Annotated in this window: 15 protein-coding genes; 6 read left to right on the forward strand and 9 right to left on the reverse strand. The window is 63.6% G+C overall.

Translation table 11 applies throughout. The annotated features are described in order from the left end of the window. Nucleotides 1-128: 128 nt before the first annotated feature. On the reverse strand, nucleotides 129-1,265 hold the full coding sequence (locus ACIQXM_RS02160) for a mannose-1-phosphate guanylyltransferase (RefSeq protein ID WP_400926903.1): 1,137 nt from the start codon (nucleotides 1,263-1,265) through the stop codon (nucleotides 129-131). Nucleotides 1,266-1,500: 235 nt separating this feature from the next. Here ACIQXM_RS02160 and sdhC point away from each other — a divergent pair, with 235 nt between their 5' ends. The 5 genes from sdhC (at nucleotide 1,501) to ACIQXM_RS02185 (ending at nucleotide 5,886) form a co-directional block, all read left to right on the forward strand. Continuing rightward, on the forward strand, nucleotides 1,501-1,881 hold the full coding sequence (sdhC, locus tag ACIQXM_RS02165; protein WP_400926906.1) for a succinate dehydrogenase, cytochrome b556 subunit: 381 nt from the start codon (nucleotides 1,501-1,503) through the stop codon (nucleotides 1,879-1,881). A gap of 3 nt (nucleotides 1,882-1,884) precedes the next feature. Continuing rightward, nucleotides 1,885-2,364, forward strand: coding sequence for a succinate dehydrogenase hydrophobic membrane anchor subunit (locus tag ACIQXM_RS02170; protein WP_400926909.1), 480 nt, complete (start codon nucleotides 1,885-1,887; stop codon nucleotides 2,362-2,364). A gap of 85 nt (nucleotides 2,365-2,449) precedes the next feature. Beyond that, nucleotides 2,450-4,216: a succinate dehydrogenase flavoprotein subunit gene (gene sdhA / locus ACIQXM_RS02175; protein ID WP_400926911.1), complete on the forward strand. Its 1,767-nt coding sequence runs from the start codon at nucleotides 2,450-2,452 to the stop codon at nucleotides 4,214-4,216. Continuing rightward, nucleotides 4,216-4,992, forward strand: a complete 777-nt coding sequence (locus ACIQXM_RS02180; protein WP_400926914.1) for a succinate dehydrogenase iron-sulfur subunit — start codon at nucleotides 4,216-4,218, stop codon at nucleotides 4,990-4,992. Before sdhA ends, ACIQXM_RS02180 begins: the two co-directional genes overlap by 1 nt. A gap of 99 nt (nucleotides 4,993-5,091) precedes the next feature. Beyond that, entirely contained in the window at nucleotides 5,092-5,886 is a 795-nt protein-coding gene (locus ACIQXM_RS02185; RefSeq protein WP_400926917.1) for an alpha/beta hydrolase family protein, read from the forward strand. On the opposite strand, the gene ACIQXM_RS02190 is transcribed toward ACIQXM_RS02185, so the two are convergent. The 5 genes from ACIQXM_RS02190 to ACIQXM_RS02210 form a co-directional block, all read right to left on the reverse strand. After that, nucleotides 5,883-6,440, reverse strand: coding sequence for a 2'-5' RNA ligase family protein (locus ACIQXM_RS02190; RefSeq protein ID WP_400926920.1), 558 nt, complete (start codon nucleotides 6,438-6,440; stop codon nucleotides 5,883-5,885). The two genes, ACIQXM_RS02185 and ACIQXM_RS02190, sit on opposite strands and share 4 nt — an antisense overlap. A gap of 21 nt (nucleotides 6,441-6,461) precedes the next feature. After that, nucleotides 6,462-7,496, reverse strand: a complete 1,035-nt coding sequence (gene trpS / locus ACIQXM_RS02195; RefSeq protein WP_400926923.1) for a tryptophan--tRNA ligase — start codon at nucleotides 7,494-7,496, stop codon at nucleotides 6,462-6,464. Nucleotides 7,497-7,507: 11 nt separating this feature from the next. Continuing rightward, a complete protein-coding gene (locus tag ACIQXM_RS02200) occupies nucleotides 7,508-8,356 on the reverse strand; it encodes an exodeoxyribonuclease III (RefSeq protein ID WP_400926926.1) in 849 nt (282 codons plus the stop codon). 112 nt (nucleotides 8,357-8,468) lie between these two features. Next, nucleotides 8,469-8,984: a hypothetical protein gene (locus ACIQXM_RS02205; protein WP_400926929.1), complete on the reverse strand. Its 516-nt coding sequence runs from the start codon at nucleotides 8,982-8,984 to the stop codon at nucleotides 8,469-8,471. Nucleotides 8,985-9,061: 77 nt separating this feature from the next. After that, nucleotides 9,062-9,814 (reverse strand): SDR family NAD(P)-dependent oxidoreductase, encoded by a 753-nt coding sequence (locus ACIQXM_RS02210; RefSeq protein WP_400926932.1) that lies wholly within the window; start codon nucleotides 9,812-9,814, stop codon nucleotides 9,062-9,064. 192 nt (nucleotides 9,815-10,006) lie between these two features. Here ACIQXM_RS02210 and ACIQXM_RS02215 point away from each other — a divergent pair, with 192 nt between their 5' ends. After that, the gene (locus ACIQXM_RS02215; protein WP_400926934.1) at nucleotides 10,007-10,549 is read left to right on the forward strand and encodes an O-acetyl-ADP-ribose deacetylase; all 543 of its coding nucleotides are present in this window, start codon (nucleotides 10,007-10,009) and stop codon (nucleotides 10,547-10,549) included. 19 nt (nucleotides 10,550-10,568) lie between these two features. Here ACIQXM_RS02215 and ACIQXM_RS02220 read toward each other — a convergent pair whose 3' ends face one another. The 3 genes from ACIQXM_RS02220 to ACIQXM_RS02230 are packed head-to-tail and all read right to left on the reverse strand — an operon-like array spanning nucleotide 10,569 to nucleotide 13,277. After that, the gene (locus tag ACIQXM_RS02220) at nucleotides 10,569-11,417 is read right to left on the reverse strand and encodes an ABC transporter permease (protein ID WP_400926937.1); all 849 of its coding nucleotides are present in this window, start codon (nucleotides 11,415-11,417) and stop codon (nucleotides 10,569-10,571) included. Then, nucleotides 11,414-12,319: an ABC transporter permease gene (locus ACIQXM_RS02225; protein WP_400926940.1), complete on the reverse strand. Its 906-nt coding sequence runs from the start codon at nucleotides 12,317-12,319 to the stop codon at nucleotides 11,414-11,416. The genes ACIQXM_RS02220 and ACIQXM_RS02225 overlap by 4 nt, the downstream gene beginning before the upstream one ends. Continuing rightward, complete coding sequence (locus ACIQXM_RS02230; protein WP_400926943.1) at nucleotides 12,312-13,277, reverse strand: ABC transporter ATP-binding protein; 966 nt, start codon at nucleotides 13,275-13,277, stop codon at nucleotides 12,312-12,314. The genes ACIQXM_RS02225 and ACIQXM_RS02230 overlap by 8 nt, the downstream gene beginning before the upstream one ends. Nucleotides 13,278-13,328 lie beyond the last annotated feature (51 nt).

The following is a 13,328-nucleotide window of genomic DNA, read 5'->3' on the forward strand; positions in this document are numbered from 1 at the left end:
TGGGATGGTAGGCACAACTTAAAGGTTAGCCACTGAGGCTGCTGTTGCGGGAACAGTGTGACGATGTTCCGCCATACGGACGCCAAAGCGGCGCCGCGGAAGGTTCGCGGCGCCGCTTCGGAGGTCAGCTAGAGGACGTCGGTGTCGCCGCTGGCCTTCAGGTGCTCCACTGCCTTCTTGACTTCCTGGGCGTGTTCCTTGGTGGTCACCAGCAGGGCATCCAGAGTGTCCACAATGACAACATCCTCGATGCCGATCAGGGCGATAACCCGCTTGGTATCGGACACCACAATGCCTGACGCGTTTTCCGAGTACACCCGGGCGCCCTCGCCCATGACGGTCAGCTCACTGTTTTCGGCTGCGGGGTTCAGGCGGCCGATCGCGGCAAAGTCTCCGACGTCGTCCCAGTTGAAGATGCCCGGAATCATGGCAACATCGCCGGCCGCCGCAGCGGGCTCCGCCACCGCGTAGTCGATGGCGGTCTTGGGCAGAGTGGGCCAGACGCGGCGAACCACGGCGCGGCGGTTGGGGGTGTCCCAGGCCTCGGCAATTTCCATCAGCCCCACGTGGAGTTCGGGCTCGTTGGCTTCCAGGTGCTTGAGCATCAGGTCCACCGGAGCCACGAACATCCCTGCGTTCCAGCTGTAGTGGCCGTTCTTCAGGTAGGTGCGGGCCACTTCTTCCGAAGGCTTCTCCACGAATTCGACAACGGCGTGCGCGCTGGGTGCGCCGGCAATGTCCAGGGGCTCCCCGGCACGGATGTACCCGAACCCGGTTGCAGCATGGGTGGGGTGGATGCCGATGGTCACGATGTACCCCTGCGCTGCGGTGTGGATGGCCTCCCGGACTGCGTCCTGGAAAACCTCCACCGGCGCAATGACCTGGTCCGCAGCGAATGAACCCATGATGATGCTGGGATCCCTCTTATAGAGGATCGCCGCCGCAAGGCCGATCGCGGCCGCGGAGTCCTTGGGCTCCAGTTCCAGGACCAGGTTTTCATTGGTGATTTCCGGCAGCTGCTTCCGGACCGCCTGGCGGTGCAGGGTGCCCGTCACCACCATGACCCGGTCACCGCTGAGCGGGCGCAGCCGGTCATAGGTGGCCCGGATGAGGGTGGATCCCGAGCCCGTCAGGTCATGCAGGAACTTGGGGGCAGCGGCCCGGGACAGCGGCCACAGGCGGGTGCCCACGCCACCGGCCGGAATGACGCCGTAGAAGCGGTCAAAGTCCGCGGAGAAATTTTCGGGGCTCGGTTCTGTACTCATCAGTGCCAAGATTAGCCGACGGACCGGCCTGCGAACCGGAAGGACTCCCGTGTTCTCTTCGGCGCTGCCGCCGGGCGCCGCCGGAGTGTAACGAGGGTCACATGATAGGGCCACCTAAATTGAAAGCGCCGTCGCGGGGACCTAGATTATGCTTGAGCTTATATTGCTGTCGCACCGGCGTCATCACTGCGTGGAAGACACGCCAGCGCCGCTGCGTCGCAGGGAGGAAAATTCAGTGTCGAAGTTACCAGCAGGCACTCTCTACCGCGGCCGTGAAGGCCAGTGGTCCTGGGTAGCCCACCGCATTACCGGCGTGGTGATTTTCTTCTTCCTGTTGGTCCACGTTTTGGATACCTCACTGGTGCGAGTTTCACCGGAGGCCTACAACGTTGTGATTGGCGCGTACAAGAACCCCATCATGGGCCTCGGCGAGCTCGGCCTCGTTGGCGCCATTGTGTTCCACGCTTTCAACGGCGTGCGCGTTATCCTGATCGATTTTTGGAAGAAGGGCCCGAAATACCAGCGCCAGATGCTGTGGAGCGTCGTTGGCCTTTGGGTGATCACCATGATCGGTTTCTCCGTTCGCCACCTTCCCATCGTTTTCGGGGGTCACTAAGCCATGAGTACAACAACCAACGAGGCCGTCTCCATTGAGGCTCCGCGCTCCGGCCGCATCTCCCCCAAATACGTCCGCACCCCGGGCGGCAAAGGCAACTTTGAGATGCTGGCCTGGCTCTTCATGCGCATCTCCGGCGCCATCCTGATCGTGCTGATCTTCACCCACCTCTTCGTCAACCTCATGGTGGGCGACGGCGTCCATGCCATCGACTTCGGCTTTGTTGCCGGAAAGTGGGCCAGCCCGCTCTGGCAGGTCTGGGACCTGGTCATGCTTTGGCTGGCCATGCTGCACGGCACCAACGGCGTCCGCGTGATCATCAATGACTACGCGGACAAGAACACCACCCGGATGACGCTGAAGAGCATTCTCTACATCGCATCCCTGGTGATCATCGTGCTCGGCACCCTGGTGATCTTCACCTTCGATCCCTGCCCCGCCGGCGCCCCCGCAGACCTCATCGCCGATTTCTGCAAGGCGTAACTTCTGCAAGGCAGGAGCCGGGTCCGGAAACGGAGTCACGGAGCACCACTAAGTTTTCTCAGCTTCAACAGAAAGAGCATCTGGTATGCAGGTCCATAAGTACGACGTCGTAATTGTCGGCGCCGGCGGCGCCGGGATGCGTGCCGCCATCGAATCAGGCCAGCGCGCACGTACGGCTGTACTGACCAAGCTGTACCCCACGCGTTCGCACACCGGTGCGGCACAGGGCGGCATGTGTGCAGCACTGGCGAACGTCGAAGAAGATAACTGGGAATGGCACACCTTTGACACCGTCAAGGGTGGCGATTACCTGGTGGACCAGGACGCCGCGGAAGTCATGGCCAAAGAAGCCATCGACGCCGTGCTGGACCTGGAAAAGATGGGTCTTCCGTTCAACCGCACGCCGGAGGGACGCATCGACCAGCGGCGTTTCGGCGGCCACACCCGCGATCACGGCAAGGCTCCGGTCCGCCGTGCATGCTACGCCGCTGACCGCACCGGCCACATGATCCTCCAGACGCTCTACCAAAACTGCGTGAAGCACAATGTGGAGTTCTACAACGAGTACTACGTGCTGGACCTGCTGACCGTCGAGGACAGCTTCGGACAGAAGCGCGTCGCCGGCGTCGTCTCCTATGACCTGGCCAGCGGCGAGCTGCATGTCTTCCAGGCCAAGTCCGTGGTCTTTGCTTCCGGCGGTGCCGGCAAGGTCTTCAAGACCACCTCCAACGCCCACACCCTCACCGGTGACGGCATGGGCATCGCGTTCCGCCGCGGAATCCCCCTGGAAGACATGGAGTTCTTCCAGTTCCACCCGACAGGCCTCGCCGGCCTGGGCATCCTGCTTTCCGAAGCAGCCCGCGGTGAAGGTGCCATCCTGCGCAACTCGGAGGGTGAGCGCTTCATGGAGCGCTACGCCCCCACCATCAAGGACCTTGCCCCGCGTGACATCGTGGCCCGCTCCATGGCCAACGAAGTCCGTGAAGGCCGGGGCTGCGGCCCCAACAAGGATTACGTCCTGCTGGACCTGACGCACCTGGAACCGGCACACATTGATGCCAAGCTCCCGGACATCACCGAGTTCGCCCGCACCTACCTTGGCGTGGAGCCCTACACGGAGCCGGTTCCGGTCTTCCCGACGGCGCACTACGCCATGGGCGGCATCCCCACCAACATCAAGGCCGAGGTCCTCCAGGACAACGACACCGTTGTTCCGGGCCTGTATGCCGCCGGTGAAGTTGCCTGTGTTTCCGTGCACGGTTCCAACCGCCTGGGCACCAACTCCCTGCTGGACATCAACGTCTTCGGCAAGCGCGCCGGCATCAACGCCGCCGAGTACGCCCTGACCGCTGATTTCGTGGACCTGCCGGAAAACCCGGAAGCCACCACGATCGAACTCCTGGACCTGGTGCGCAACTCCGAAGGAACCGAACGGGTTGCCGTAATCCGCCGGGACCTGCAGAACACCATGGATGCCAACATGCAGGTGTTCCGCACCGCGGACACCCTGAACCAGGTCCTGACCGACATTGCCTCGCTCGAAGAGCGGTACAAGAAGATCAGCGTCCAGGACAAGGGCAAGCGCTTCAATCTGGACCTCCTGGAAGCCGTGGAACTGGGCTTCCTGCTGGAGCTGGCCAAGGTCATGACCGTGGCCGCCCTCCACCGCGAGGAATCCCGCGGCGGGCACTTCCGCGAGGACTTCCCGGAGCGCGACGACGAGAATTTCATGAAGCACTCGATGGCGTACAAGGTTGACGAAGCAGCCAATGACGAGCACACCGCCGGCATTCGACTGGACACCAAGCCGGTCATCTTCACGCGCTACGAGCCGATGGTGAGGAAGTACTAATGACAACGGAAATTGCGGAGCCAGCCTCCAAGATTGATCTGCCGGAATCTGTGGGCGGGGAAATCCCCTCGTTCGAGATCACGCTCAAGGTCCGCCGCTACAACCCCGAGGTATCTGACGAAGGATACTGGGACGAGTGGAAGCTGACCATGTACGGCACGGACCGCGTGCTGGACGCTCTGCACAAGGTCAAGTGGGAGCATGACGGCTCGGTGTCCTTCCGCCGCTCCTGCGCACATGGTGTCTGCGGATCCGATGCCATGCGCATCAACGGCCGCAACCGCCTGGCCTGCAAGACCCTGCTGAAGGACCTGGACACGTCCAAGCCCATCCTCGTGGAACCCATCAAGGGCCTTCCCGTGGAAAAGGACCTGATCGTGGATATGGAGCCGTTCTTCCAGTCCTTCCGCGAAGTCATGCCGTTCCTGGTCAGCAAGGGCCACGAGCCCACGAAGGAACGCCTGCAGTCCCCCGAGGACCGGGAGCGCTTCGACGACACCACCAAGTGCATCCTCTGCGCCGCGTGCACCTCGTCCTGCCCCGTGTTCTGGACCGACGGGCAGTACTTCGGCCCGGCCGCCATTGTGAACGCCCACCGCTTCATCTTCGACTCGCGCGACGACGCCGGAGACATGCGCCTGGAAATCCTCAATGACAAGGAAGGCGTGTGGCGCTGCCGCACCACCTTCAACTGCTCGGAAGCATGCCCCCGCGGCATCCAGGTGACTAAGGCAATTGCCGAGGTCAAGCAGGCTATCCTGAGCCGTTCCGTCTAGCATTTACGCTCCACCCGCCGGAGGCGGCGTCGGGCAGCCCATTGCGGCTGCCGGGCGCCGCCTCCGGCCGTTCCACAGATCTAAGGTTGGTTTTCCCCTATGCCCGTATCCGAGTCCGTATCCTTTCCGGGCGTCAACAACACCACGCTGGCCGGCACCATTGACGTGCCCGACGGCGGTGCCCGGGCCTGGGCGGTGTTCTGCCACGGATTCACGCTGGGCAAGAACAGTGCCGCTGCTTCCCGAATTTCCAAGGCGCTGGCCCGGCACGGCATCGGCGTCCTGCGCTACGACGCCGCAGGACTGGGCGGATCCACCGGTGCGTGGGAAGACGGTACCTTCACCACCAAAGTGGCGGACATTTCCAGCGCCGTCGCCTTCCTGCACGGACAGGGACGTGAGGTCTCGCTGCTGATCGGCCACTCCCTCGGCGGTGCGGCGGTTTTGGTTGCTGCCGGTGACGTTCCGGGGCTTCGTGCAGTAGTCACCATCGCTGCTCCCTTCCGGCCGTCCCATGTCCAGCACCTCTTTGAAGCCGAAGTCCAGACCATCCGGGACGAAGGATCAGCGGAGGTGGACCTGGGCGGCGGGAGCCTGAAGATCCGGGAAGAGCTGCTGAAGGACCTGGCCGCGTACGACCTGACCGATTCCATCCGGGAACTGAACCTGCCGCTGCTCATCATGCACTCCCCCACGGACAACACTGTGGGGATCGACAATGCCAGCGAGATTTTCTCCACCGCCCGGCATCCGCGGAGCTTCATCTCGCTGGAAGGCAGCAACCACCTGATGGTGGACCGCGCCCAGACACGCCGCGCTGCGGACATGATTGCCGCCTGGGCGGACGTCTATCTGCCCGGGTCTGCCCCGGACGGTACCGTCAAAAGCGCCTAGCCCCGCAGCGGGACGTTCTCGCGCAGTTTCCAGATGCCCGTGGCGTCATGCTCGTACAGCCCCACTGTGCGCACCGTGAAGCGTGCCTCGTAGTCCCGCAGGGCCTCCAGGGCACTGTCCATGCCGGCCTCACTGACGTCGTGGGCCACCGTGACGTGCGGGTGGTAGGGGAAGGGCAGGTCCCTGGCGAGCGGGCCGCTCTGCATTTCCTTGTGCAGGGAAATGCATTCCTCATGTCCGCTGCCCAGCTGCACGTAGACCACGGGTGAGACCGGACGGAAGGTTCCCGTGCCCCGCAGGGCAACCTCGAACGGCGCATGGCTGCCGGCCACTGCACGCACATGGGCTGCAGTGGCCTCCCAATCATCCGTGTAGGTGGTGGTGACCACGGTGATATGCGCCGGAATGACAGCTGCCATCGGGTCCCCGAAGGAGGCCCGGGCCCGGCGAAGTTCCGAGGCCATCGGTTCCGGTATGCCGATCACGATACCCACGCATGCGCACGCGGACGCGTCCGTGCCGCCGTCGTCATCACCAACGGCGGCTTGAATCATAGGATTCGAAAGACTCATCGGTCAGACCGCGGAGGAACCCAAAGGCAGGAAACCAACTTTGTTGTACACATCGGCCAGTGTAGCCGACGCCGTCTCCCGGGCCTTCGCGGCGCCCACCGCGAGCAGCCGGTCCAGTTCGGCAGGATCTTCGAGCAGGCTCAGGGCCCGTTCCCGGATGGGACGGACATGCTCCGTCACAACCTCTGCCAGATCGCCCTTGAGGTGTCCGTACATCTTTCCTTCGTATTCCTTCACCAAGGTTTCCACGCTCCGGCCCGAAATCAGCGAATAAATGGACAGGAGGTTGGAGACCCCGGGCTTGGCTTCCCGGTCGAAGCGGATTTCCGTGCCGTCGTCCGTCACTGCGGACTTGATGCGCTTGGCAATGACCTTATCCGTATCAAGCAGGTTGATCAGTCCCGCCGGCGACGCCGCGGACTTGGACATCTTGGCGGTCGGATTCTGCAGATCGTAGATCTTTGCGGCTTCCTTCTGCACAAACACCTCGGGAACAATGAACGTTTCCCCGAATCGGGAGTTGAAGCGCTTTGCCAGGTCCCGGCTCAGTTCAACGTGCTGGCGCTGGTCCTCGCCCACGGGGACGCCGTGCGGGTTGTAAAGCAGGATGTCTGCCACCTGGAGGATGGGGTAAGTGAACAGGCCAACGGAGGCGGCGTCGGCACCGAAGCGCTGCTGCTTGTCCTTGAACTGCGTCATCCGGGAGGCTTCCCCGAATCCGGTCAGGCAGTTCAGGACCCAAGCGAGCTGGGCGTGCTCGGGAACCTGCGACTGCACGAACAGTGTTGCCTTATTCACGTCCACGCCGCCGGCGATGTACTGGGCCGCGGTAACCCGGGTGCGCTGGCGCAGGTCGGCAGGGTCCTGCGGCACGGTGATCGCATGCAGGTCGGGAATGAAGAAGTAGGCGTCGTACTCGTCCTGCAGCCGGACCCAGTTCACCAGGGCGCCGAGGTAGTTGCCCAGGTGCAGGGAATCCGCGGAGGGCTGCATTCCGGAGAGGATGCGCTGGCGGCCGGAGAGAATGGATGTGCTCATGATGTAGACCCTTAGAACTGGTAGTCGACCACAACGGGGGCGTGGTCTGAGAAGCGGCTGTCATAGGTGGGGGCACGGTCGACGACGGCGGATACGGCGCGTTCGGCCAGCCCGTTGGTTGCGAGGTGGTAGTCGATGCGCCAACCGCTGTCATTGTCGAAGGCCTGCCCGCGCCAGGACCACCAGGTGTACGGACCGGGAACCTCGCCGGCCAGCTTGCGGGCTACGTCGGTGTAGCCGATTTCTTCGCTGAAGAACCGGTCAAAGTAGGCACGTTCCTCCGGCAGGAAACCTGCCCGCTTGACGTTGCCCTTCCAGTTCTTGATGTCCAGGGGGGTGTGGCCCACGTTCAGGTCGCCGACCAGCAGGACAAAGTCGCTCTCCTGCTTCAAGGCGGGCAGCCGCTCGGTCATCACGTCCAGGAAGCGGTATTTATCCACCTGCTTGGGGGTATCCACCTCGCCGGAATGCACGTAGGCACTGACCACGGTGAGCGTTTTTTCGGCACCCTCGACGCTGACTTTGAAGTCTGCCTCCACCCAGCGGCCGGACAGCGCAAAGTACTCGTCGCCAATATGCTCCCGGGTAGCCGCCGGCTCCATGCGGGAGGCAATGGCAACACCTGCCCGCCCTTTGGCTTCAGCTTCGGCATGCAGGATGTGCCACTCGTCACCCAGGAGCTCACGGACCACCGCATCGGGGGCCCGCACTTCCTGAAGGCACAGGATGTCGATGTCCCGTTCCGCCAGCCAATCGGCCATTCCGCGCTTGTACGCGGCTCGGATTCCGTTCACGTTCACCGTGGCAATGCGCAGTGGCTTTGCCGGACCGGATGTTTCTCCTGCTGATGCCAAACTCACGCGAATAACCATACTCCTCAGTAGCCTGCGGTTCATGTTGGGGTGCGGAGCGCGTTGCGTTCCGCGCGGCTGGTTCCGGTTCTCCTGCAGGGGCCCGGTCTCTGCTGGACTGCTAGTCCACCAGGGTGCCCTCCACCGGGCCGCCGTCGTCCTTCTTGATCATGGACCGGGCGTTGTGCGAGGTGATTTCGATGGTCTCCAGGGCGCGGTTCACCTGGTCTTCATCCTTGCCGAGGTTTTCCCGGATGACGCGGGCCTGGACCTGAACAATCTTGAAGCTGTGGTCAAGCTTCTGGTCCCTGATGGTGGTGGCTTCGTCAACAACCTGAACGCCGGGAGTGATGCCGGCCGCCATGTTGAAGGAATCCTGGGCCTGGGCAATCTTGGCGCCCGCCTTGCGCGCGGCACCGCGGACACTGAAGACCACAAACGAGAAGAGGCACAGCCAGCCCAGCGAGATGATGACAACCAGCCACCCGACGACGTCGTTTTCATTGGCTGCGAAAACCACGGCAACCAGGAAGACCAGAAGCATCAGGGACATGCCGAAGGTTGCCATTTTCTGGCTCACTCCGCGGCGGGGCTTGGACGAGGGCTGCGGCTTCTTGCCGTTAGGGAGCGACTGCATGGCTTCATTGTCTCAAACTCCGAAGCGAAGCCGTTAAACCGTCCTCCCCGGGCGAAATCTGTTGCCTGGCCCGGATCCTACTGAGTGGTGTACGCGCCGTCCACCGAGTACTGGGCGCCCGTAACGAAGGCCGCCTGCGCGGAAAGCAGGAAGAGGACCACGTTGGCCACCTCCTCCGCGGTGCCCAGCCTGCCGGCGGGGTGCAGTCCCACCAGGGACGCATAGACGTCCCGGGGCAGGGCCTCCAGAAGCGGGGTGTCGATGTACCCGGGGTGTACCGAGTTCACCCGGATGTTCTGGTCCGCGTAGCCAAGGGCCGCGGCGCGGGTCATCCCCGTCACACCGTGCTTGGCCGTGACATAGGGAACTGCAGTGGCTGAGCCAACCACGCCCAGGATGGAGGACATGTTCACGATCGCCCCTCCCCCGGCCTTCTGCATTTCGGGGATCTGGAAATACATCCCGTAGAAGACCGAATTGAGGTTCACGTCAATGACCCGGCGGTACCCCTCCAGATCAATCTCCGCCAGCAGCCCCAGCGGGCCGCTGATCCCCGCGTTGTTGAAAGCCAGGTGCAGTCCGCCGAACTCGCTGACAGCGGTGTCCACGGCACCTTTCACATCTTCGGCCGTCCCCACGTCACCCACGGAGGGAACCGCGGTGCCGCCCGCTTCCGAGATGGCGTTCACCACAGCCTGTGCGGCTTCCAGGTCCAAATCGTTGACGACGACGCTGGCGCCCTCCGCTGCCAGCGCCACCGCCGCAGCTTTTCCGATGCCTGACCCTGCGCCTGTCACCAGGGCGGTCTTTCCCGCGAACCGATCAGCCATGGGAACTCCTCCGGGTTGGTTTCTTCATTGCCCGGCCGGAATCGTCCCGAGGGCACCGGCCCGGCCTGCCACTTCCATGGTCCCGTCCTGCCGGCGGATGCGGAAGACATCAAACGGAGTACGGGGCGGGCGCCGCCTAACTGCGCCGGGGCAGCTGGCGGGCAGGGAACGTCGGGTGCCACACTGGGCCGCATGCAGATCCTGATTTCCACCGGAGACATCACCACCAACACTGCGGACGCCATCGTGAATGCCGCGAGCTCTTCCCTGCTGGGCGGCGGCGGAGTGGACGGCGCAATTCACCGCGCCGCCGGTCCGGGACTGCTGGCTGCCTGCCGGGAGCTGCGGGCCGGAACCTACGCGCAGGGACTTCCCACCGGCGACGCCGTGGCAACCCCCGGTTTCGATCTGCCGGCCGGCTGGGTCATCCACACGGTGGGGCCCAACGCCCGGGCGGGCGAAACCGATCCCGCCCTGCTGGCCTCGTGCTTCCGCCGCGCCCTGGACGTCGCGGAAGAACTGGGCGCGCAGACAGTGGCCTTTCCAGCCATTAGTGCGGGGATCTACGGCTGGGATCCTGCCGTGGTGGCGGACATCGGTCTGCGGACAGTGCGGGACTACCCGGCGCGTTCGGTGCGCAGCGTCGAATTTGTGCTTTTTGACGGCAGGACCGAGCAGATCTTCCAGACAGCCTGGCAGGGCCTGGAAACTGCCGCCGGTGAAACGGACGCCTAAACGGCTGCTTCAGGTACGGCTACTTCAGGAACAGGGACCGAAGACGACCCGTCGTGACCACCAGGCCCAAACCAATCATGACCACGAAGTAGAGCAGGTGGCCTGCGGTTGCCCAGGTCAGCATGCCAACACTGAGCTGCCGCATCATTTCCACTCCGTGCCAGAGCGGCAGCGCCTGAATCACCCATTGGATGCCCTGGGGGTAGACGCTGAGCGGATAGAACGTTGCGGAGAACAGGAACATGGGCAGCATGACAAAGTTCACCCAGTCCAGCTGCTGAAAGGTCTTCATGTAACTGGTGATTGCCATGCCGAAGGAGGCAAACCCGAAGGCCACCACCACCGCCGCGGGAATCATGAGCAGCGCCCAGGGAGAGGTCACCAACCCCATGGCTGCCATGACAGCCGTGAATCCCGTTGCGTACATGGCACCGCGCAGCAGGGCCAGCAGGATCTCCCCGAGTGCGACGTCCAGCGGCCCCAGCGACGTGGCAAGCATGCCTTCGTAAAGCTTGGCGTAGTTGAGCTTGAAGAAGACGTTCATGGTGGAGTCGTACACCGCTCCGTTCATAGCGGAAACGGCCAGCAGCGCCGGGGCAATGTAGTTGGCGTACCCGATCTCCTCACCGCCCGGTCCGGCAACGGTACCGATCAGGGAACCCAGACCAATGCCCATGGCCACCAGGTACAGCACCGGTTCCACGAACCCGCTGATCATGATGGACCAGTTGCTGCCCCACGTGGCCTTCAGCCCGCGGGCGAACACGGACCGGATGTTACGGGCATAGAGGGACCCCAAAAAACGGCCCTCCGGGTCCAGCTGGGCGGGCGCCAGGCGCGGCGGCGCCGTCGTGTTGTCTGTGCTCATTTTCCCAGCCTCCGGGTGAAGTTCCGGCGTGCCAGCACCCAGCCGACAAAGCCGAGAAGCAGCAGATACGCCACGTGGACAGCGGTGAGTGCCGGCGGCTCGGCGTAGCCGTAGCTGAGGACCCGGCCGAGCTCGGTGGAGTGCCACAGCGGAGAAATCCAGCCGATCCACCGGATGGCTCCGGGCAGGGATTCCAGCGGAAAGAAGGTGCCGGAGAACAGGAACAGCGGCATCACGATGAACCGCTGCACCATCGCGAACTGGCCCTTGTCTTCCACCAATGACGCACTGAAAGCCATCAGCGGCAGGCCGAAGGCCACACCGCCGAGAATCGCGGTGAAAATCATCAGCCACGCCGTGGCGGGCTGTTCCACTGCGCCGAAGAGCAGCAGGAACAGGAAGTAGGTGCCGGTAGTGATGAGCAGCCGGACCGAGAAACCGATCAGGTGCCCGTCCACTAGCTGGTTGCTGGAAAGCGGCGACGCGTTGGGGCCGTAATATGTGCGGTGCCATTTGAAGCCGCCCATTACCGTATAGGTGTTTTCTTCGCTGGCCACCATGATGGCGGCGGTGGCCAGCAGGGCAGGTGCCACGAAGACGAGGTAGGAGACTGTGGCGCCGTTGCCGGCGTCGAACGCCGCGTCACCCGTGTCCACCAGCGACGCCAGGCCTACGCCCATACCGAAGAGGTACACCAAAGGGGTCCCCACCGCGGTCATGAGCACAGTCCACCCGTAGCCGCGCATCCGCCGGATCCACATTTCGGCGTAGTAGAAGGCGCCGAAGCGCCTTGCCCGGGACGCTGTTTGCTCCGGTGTCAGCGGAGAACGCAGCCCCAGCACAGCATGCCGGTTGACGTCTGCTTCCCCCGCCGGCCTGCCTGAAAGCTGCCGCTCAGTCAATGAGGCTCCTACCGGTAAGCCGGAGGAACACATCTTCCAGGGATGAGCGGCGCACCAGCGAGGTGATGGGACGCAGACCGCGGGAGCTGACCGCCTCCAGGGCGGCCTCGCCGTCGTCGGCGTAGATCAGGACGCGGTCCGGAAGGGTTTCGGTCCGGCTCCCGATTCCTTCCAGTTCGCCGGCCACCGTTGTATTGCGTTCAGAACCGAAGCGCAGTTCCAGTACTTCCCGGGTGGAGTGCTCACGGATCAGGGCGGCAGGCGATCCTTCCGCCATGATCTTTCCCTTGTCCACCACCACCAGGCGGTCGCACAGCTGCTCCGCTTCGTCCATGTAGTGGGTGGTCAGGATCAGCGTGACGCCGGCTTCCTTGAGCCGGAACAGCCGGTCCCAGAGGATATGGCGAGCCTGCGGGTCCAGGCCGGTGGTCGGTTCGTCCAGCAGCAGGATCTTCGGGTCATTGATGAGCGACCGGGCGATGGTCAGCCGCCGCTTCATTCCGCCGGAGAGGGATTCGATCCGGGCCTTGGACTTGTCTGTCAGCTGGGCGAATTCCAGCAGCTCGTCAGCCTTGGGTCCCAGGTAGCTCTTGGGCAGGCCGAAGTACCGGCCGTAGGCCAGGAGGTTGTCGCGCACGCGCAGGTCTTCATCCAGGTTGTCCTGCTGCGGCACAACCCCCAGGTGGGCGCGTACCTCGGGTCCGTACCGGTCAGGGTCGAGCCCCATGACACTGAGGTCTCCGGAGGTGCGCGATGACACGCCGCCGATCATTTTCATGGTGGTGGATTTACCGGCGCCGTTGGGGCCGAGGAGCCCGAAGGACTCCCCTGCGGGCACGTCAAAGCTGATGCCGTCCACGGCATGAAAATCGCCGTAGGTCTTGCGGAGGTTCCGGGCTGAAATGACGGTGGAGGAGGCGGTCTTGGGGACAGTCAGGGAAGGTGTGATCTGCGGCACTCGAACAGCCTAGTGCACTGCCGGGCTGTTGGGGAACGTTTGCGGCCGGGC

Origin of the sequence: Arthrobacter sp. NPDC097144, assembly GCF_044762205.1 — a bacterium.
Taxonomy (GTDB): Bacteria; Actinomycetota; Actinomycetes; order Actinomycetales; family Micrococcaceae; genus Arthrobacter_B.

Excerpts from the sequence above, each read along its gene's own strand:
- ACIQXM_RS02160 (WP_400926903.1), bottom strand. The coding sequence starts at position 1,265 with ATGAGTACAGAACCGAGCCCCGAAAATTTCTCCGCGGACTTTGACCGC.
- ACIQXM_RS02170 (WP_400926909.1), top strand. The coding sequence starts at position 1,885 with ATGAGTACAACAACCAACGAGGCCGTCTCCATTGAGGCTCCGCGCTCC.
- sdhA (WP_400926911.1), top strand. The coding sequence starts at position 2,450 with ATGCAGGTCCATAAGTACGACGTCGTAATTGTCGGCGCCGGCGGCGCC.
- ACIQXM_RS02180 (WP_400926914.1), top strand. The coding sequence starts at position 4,216 with ATGACAACGGAAATTGCGGAGCCAGCCTCCAAGATTGATCTGCCGGAA.
- ACIQXM_RS02185 (WP_400926917.1), top strand. The coding sequence starts at position 5,092 with ATGCCCGTATCCGAGTCCGTATCCTTTCCGGGCGTCAACAACACCACG.
- ACIQXM_RS02190 (WP_400926920.1), bottom strand. The coding sequence starts at position 6,440 with ATGATTCAAGCCGCCGTTGGTGATGACGACGGCGGCACGGACGCGTCC.
- trpS (WP_400926923.1), bottom strand. The coding sequence starts at position 7,496 with ATGAGCACATCCATTCTCTCCGGCCGCCAGCGCATCCTCTCCGGAATG.
- ACIQXM_RS02205 (WP_400926929.1), bottom strand. The coding sequence starts at position 8,984 with ATGCAGTCGCTCCCTAACGGCAAGAAGCCGCAGCCCTCGTCCAAGCCC.
- ACIQXM_RS02210 (WP_400926932.1), bottom strand. The coding sequence starts at position 9,814 with ATGGCTGATCGGTTCGCGGGAAAGACCGCCCTGGTGACAGGCGCAGGG.
- ACIQXM_RS02215 (WP_400926934.1), top strand. The coding sequence starts at position 10,007 with ATGCAGATCCTGATTTCCACCGGAGACATCACCACCAACACTGCGGAC.
- ACIQXM_RS02220 (WP_400926937.1), bottom strand. The coding sequence starts at position 11,417 with ATGAGCACAGACAACACGACGGCGCCGCCGCGCCTGGCGCCCGCCCAG.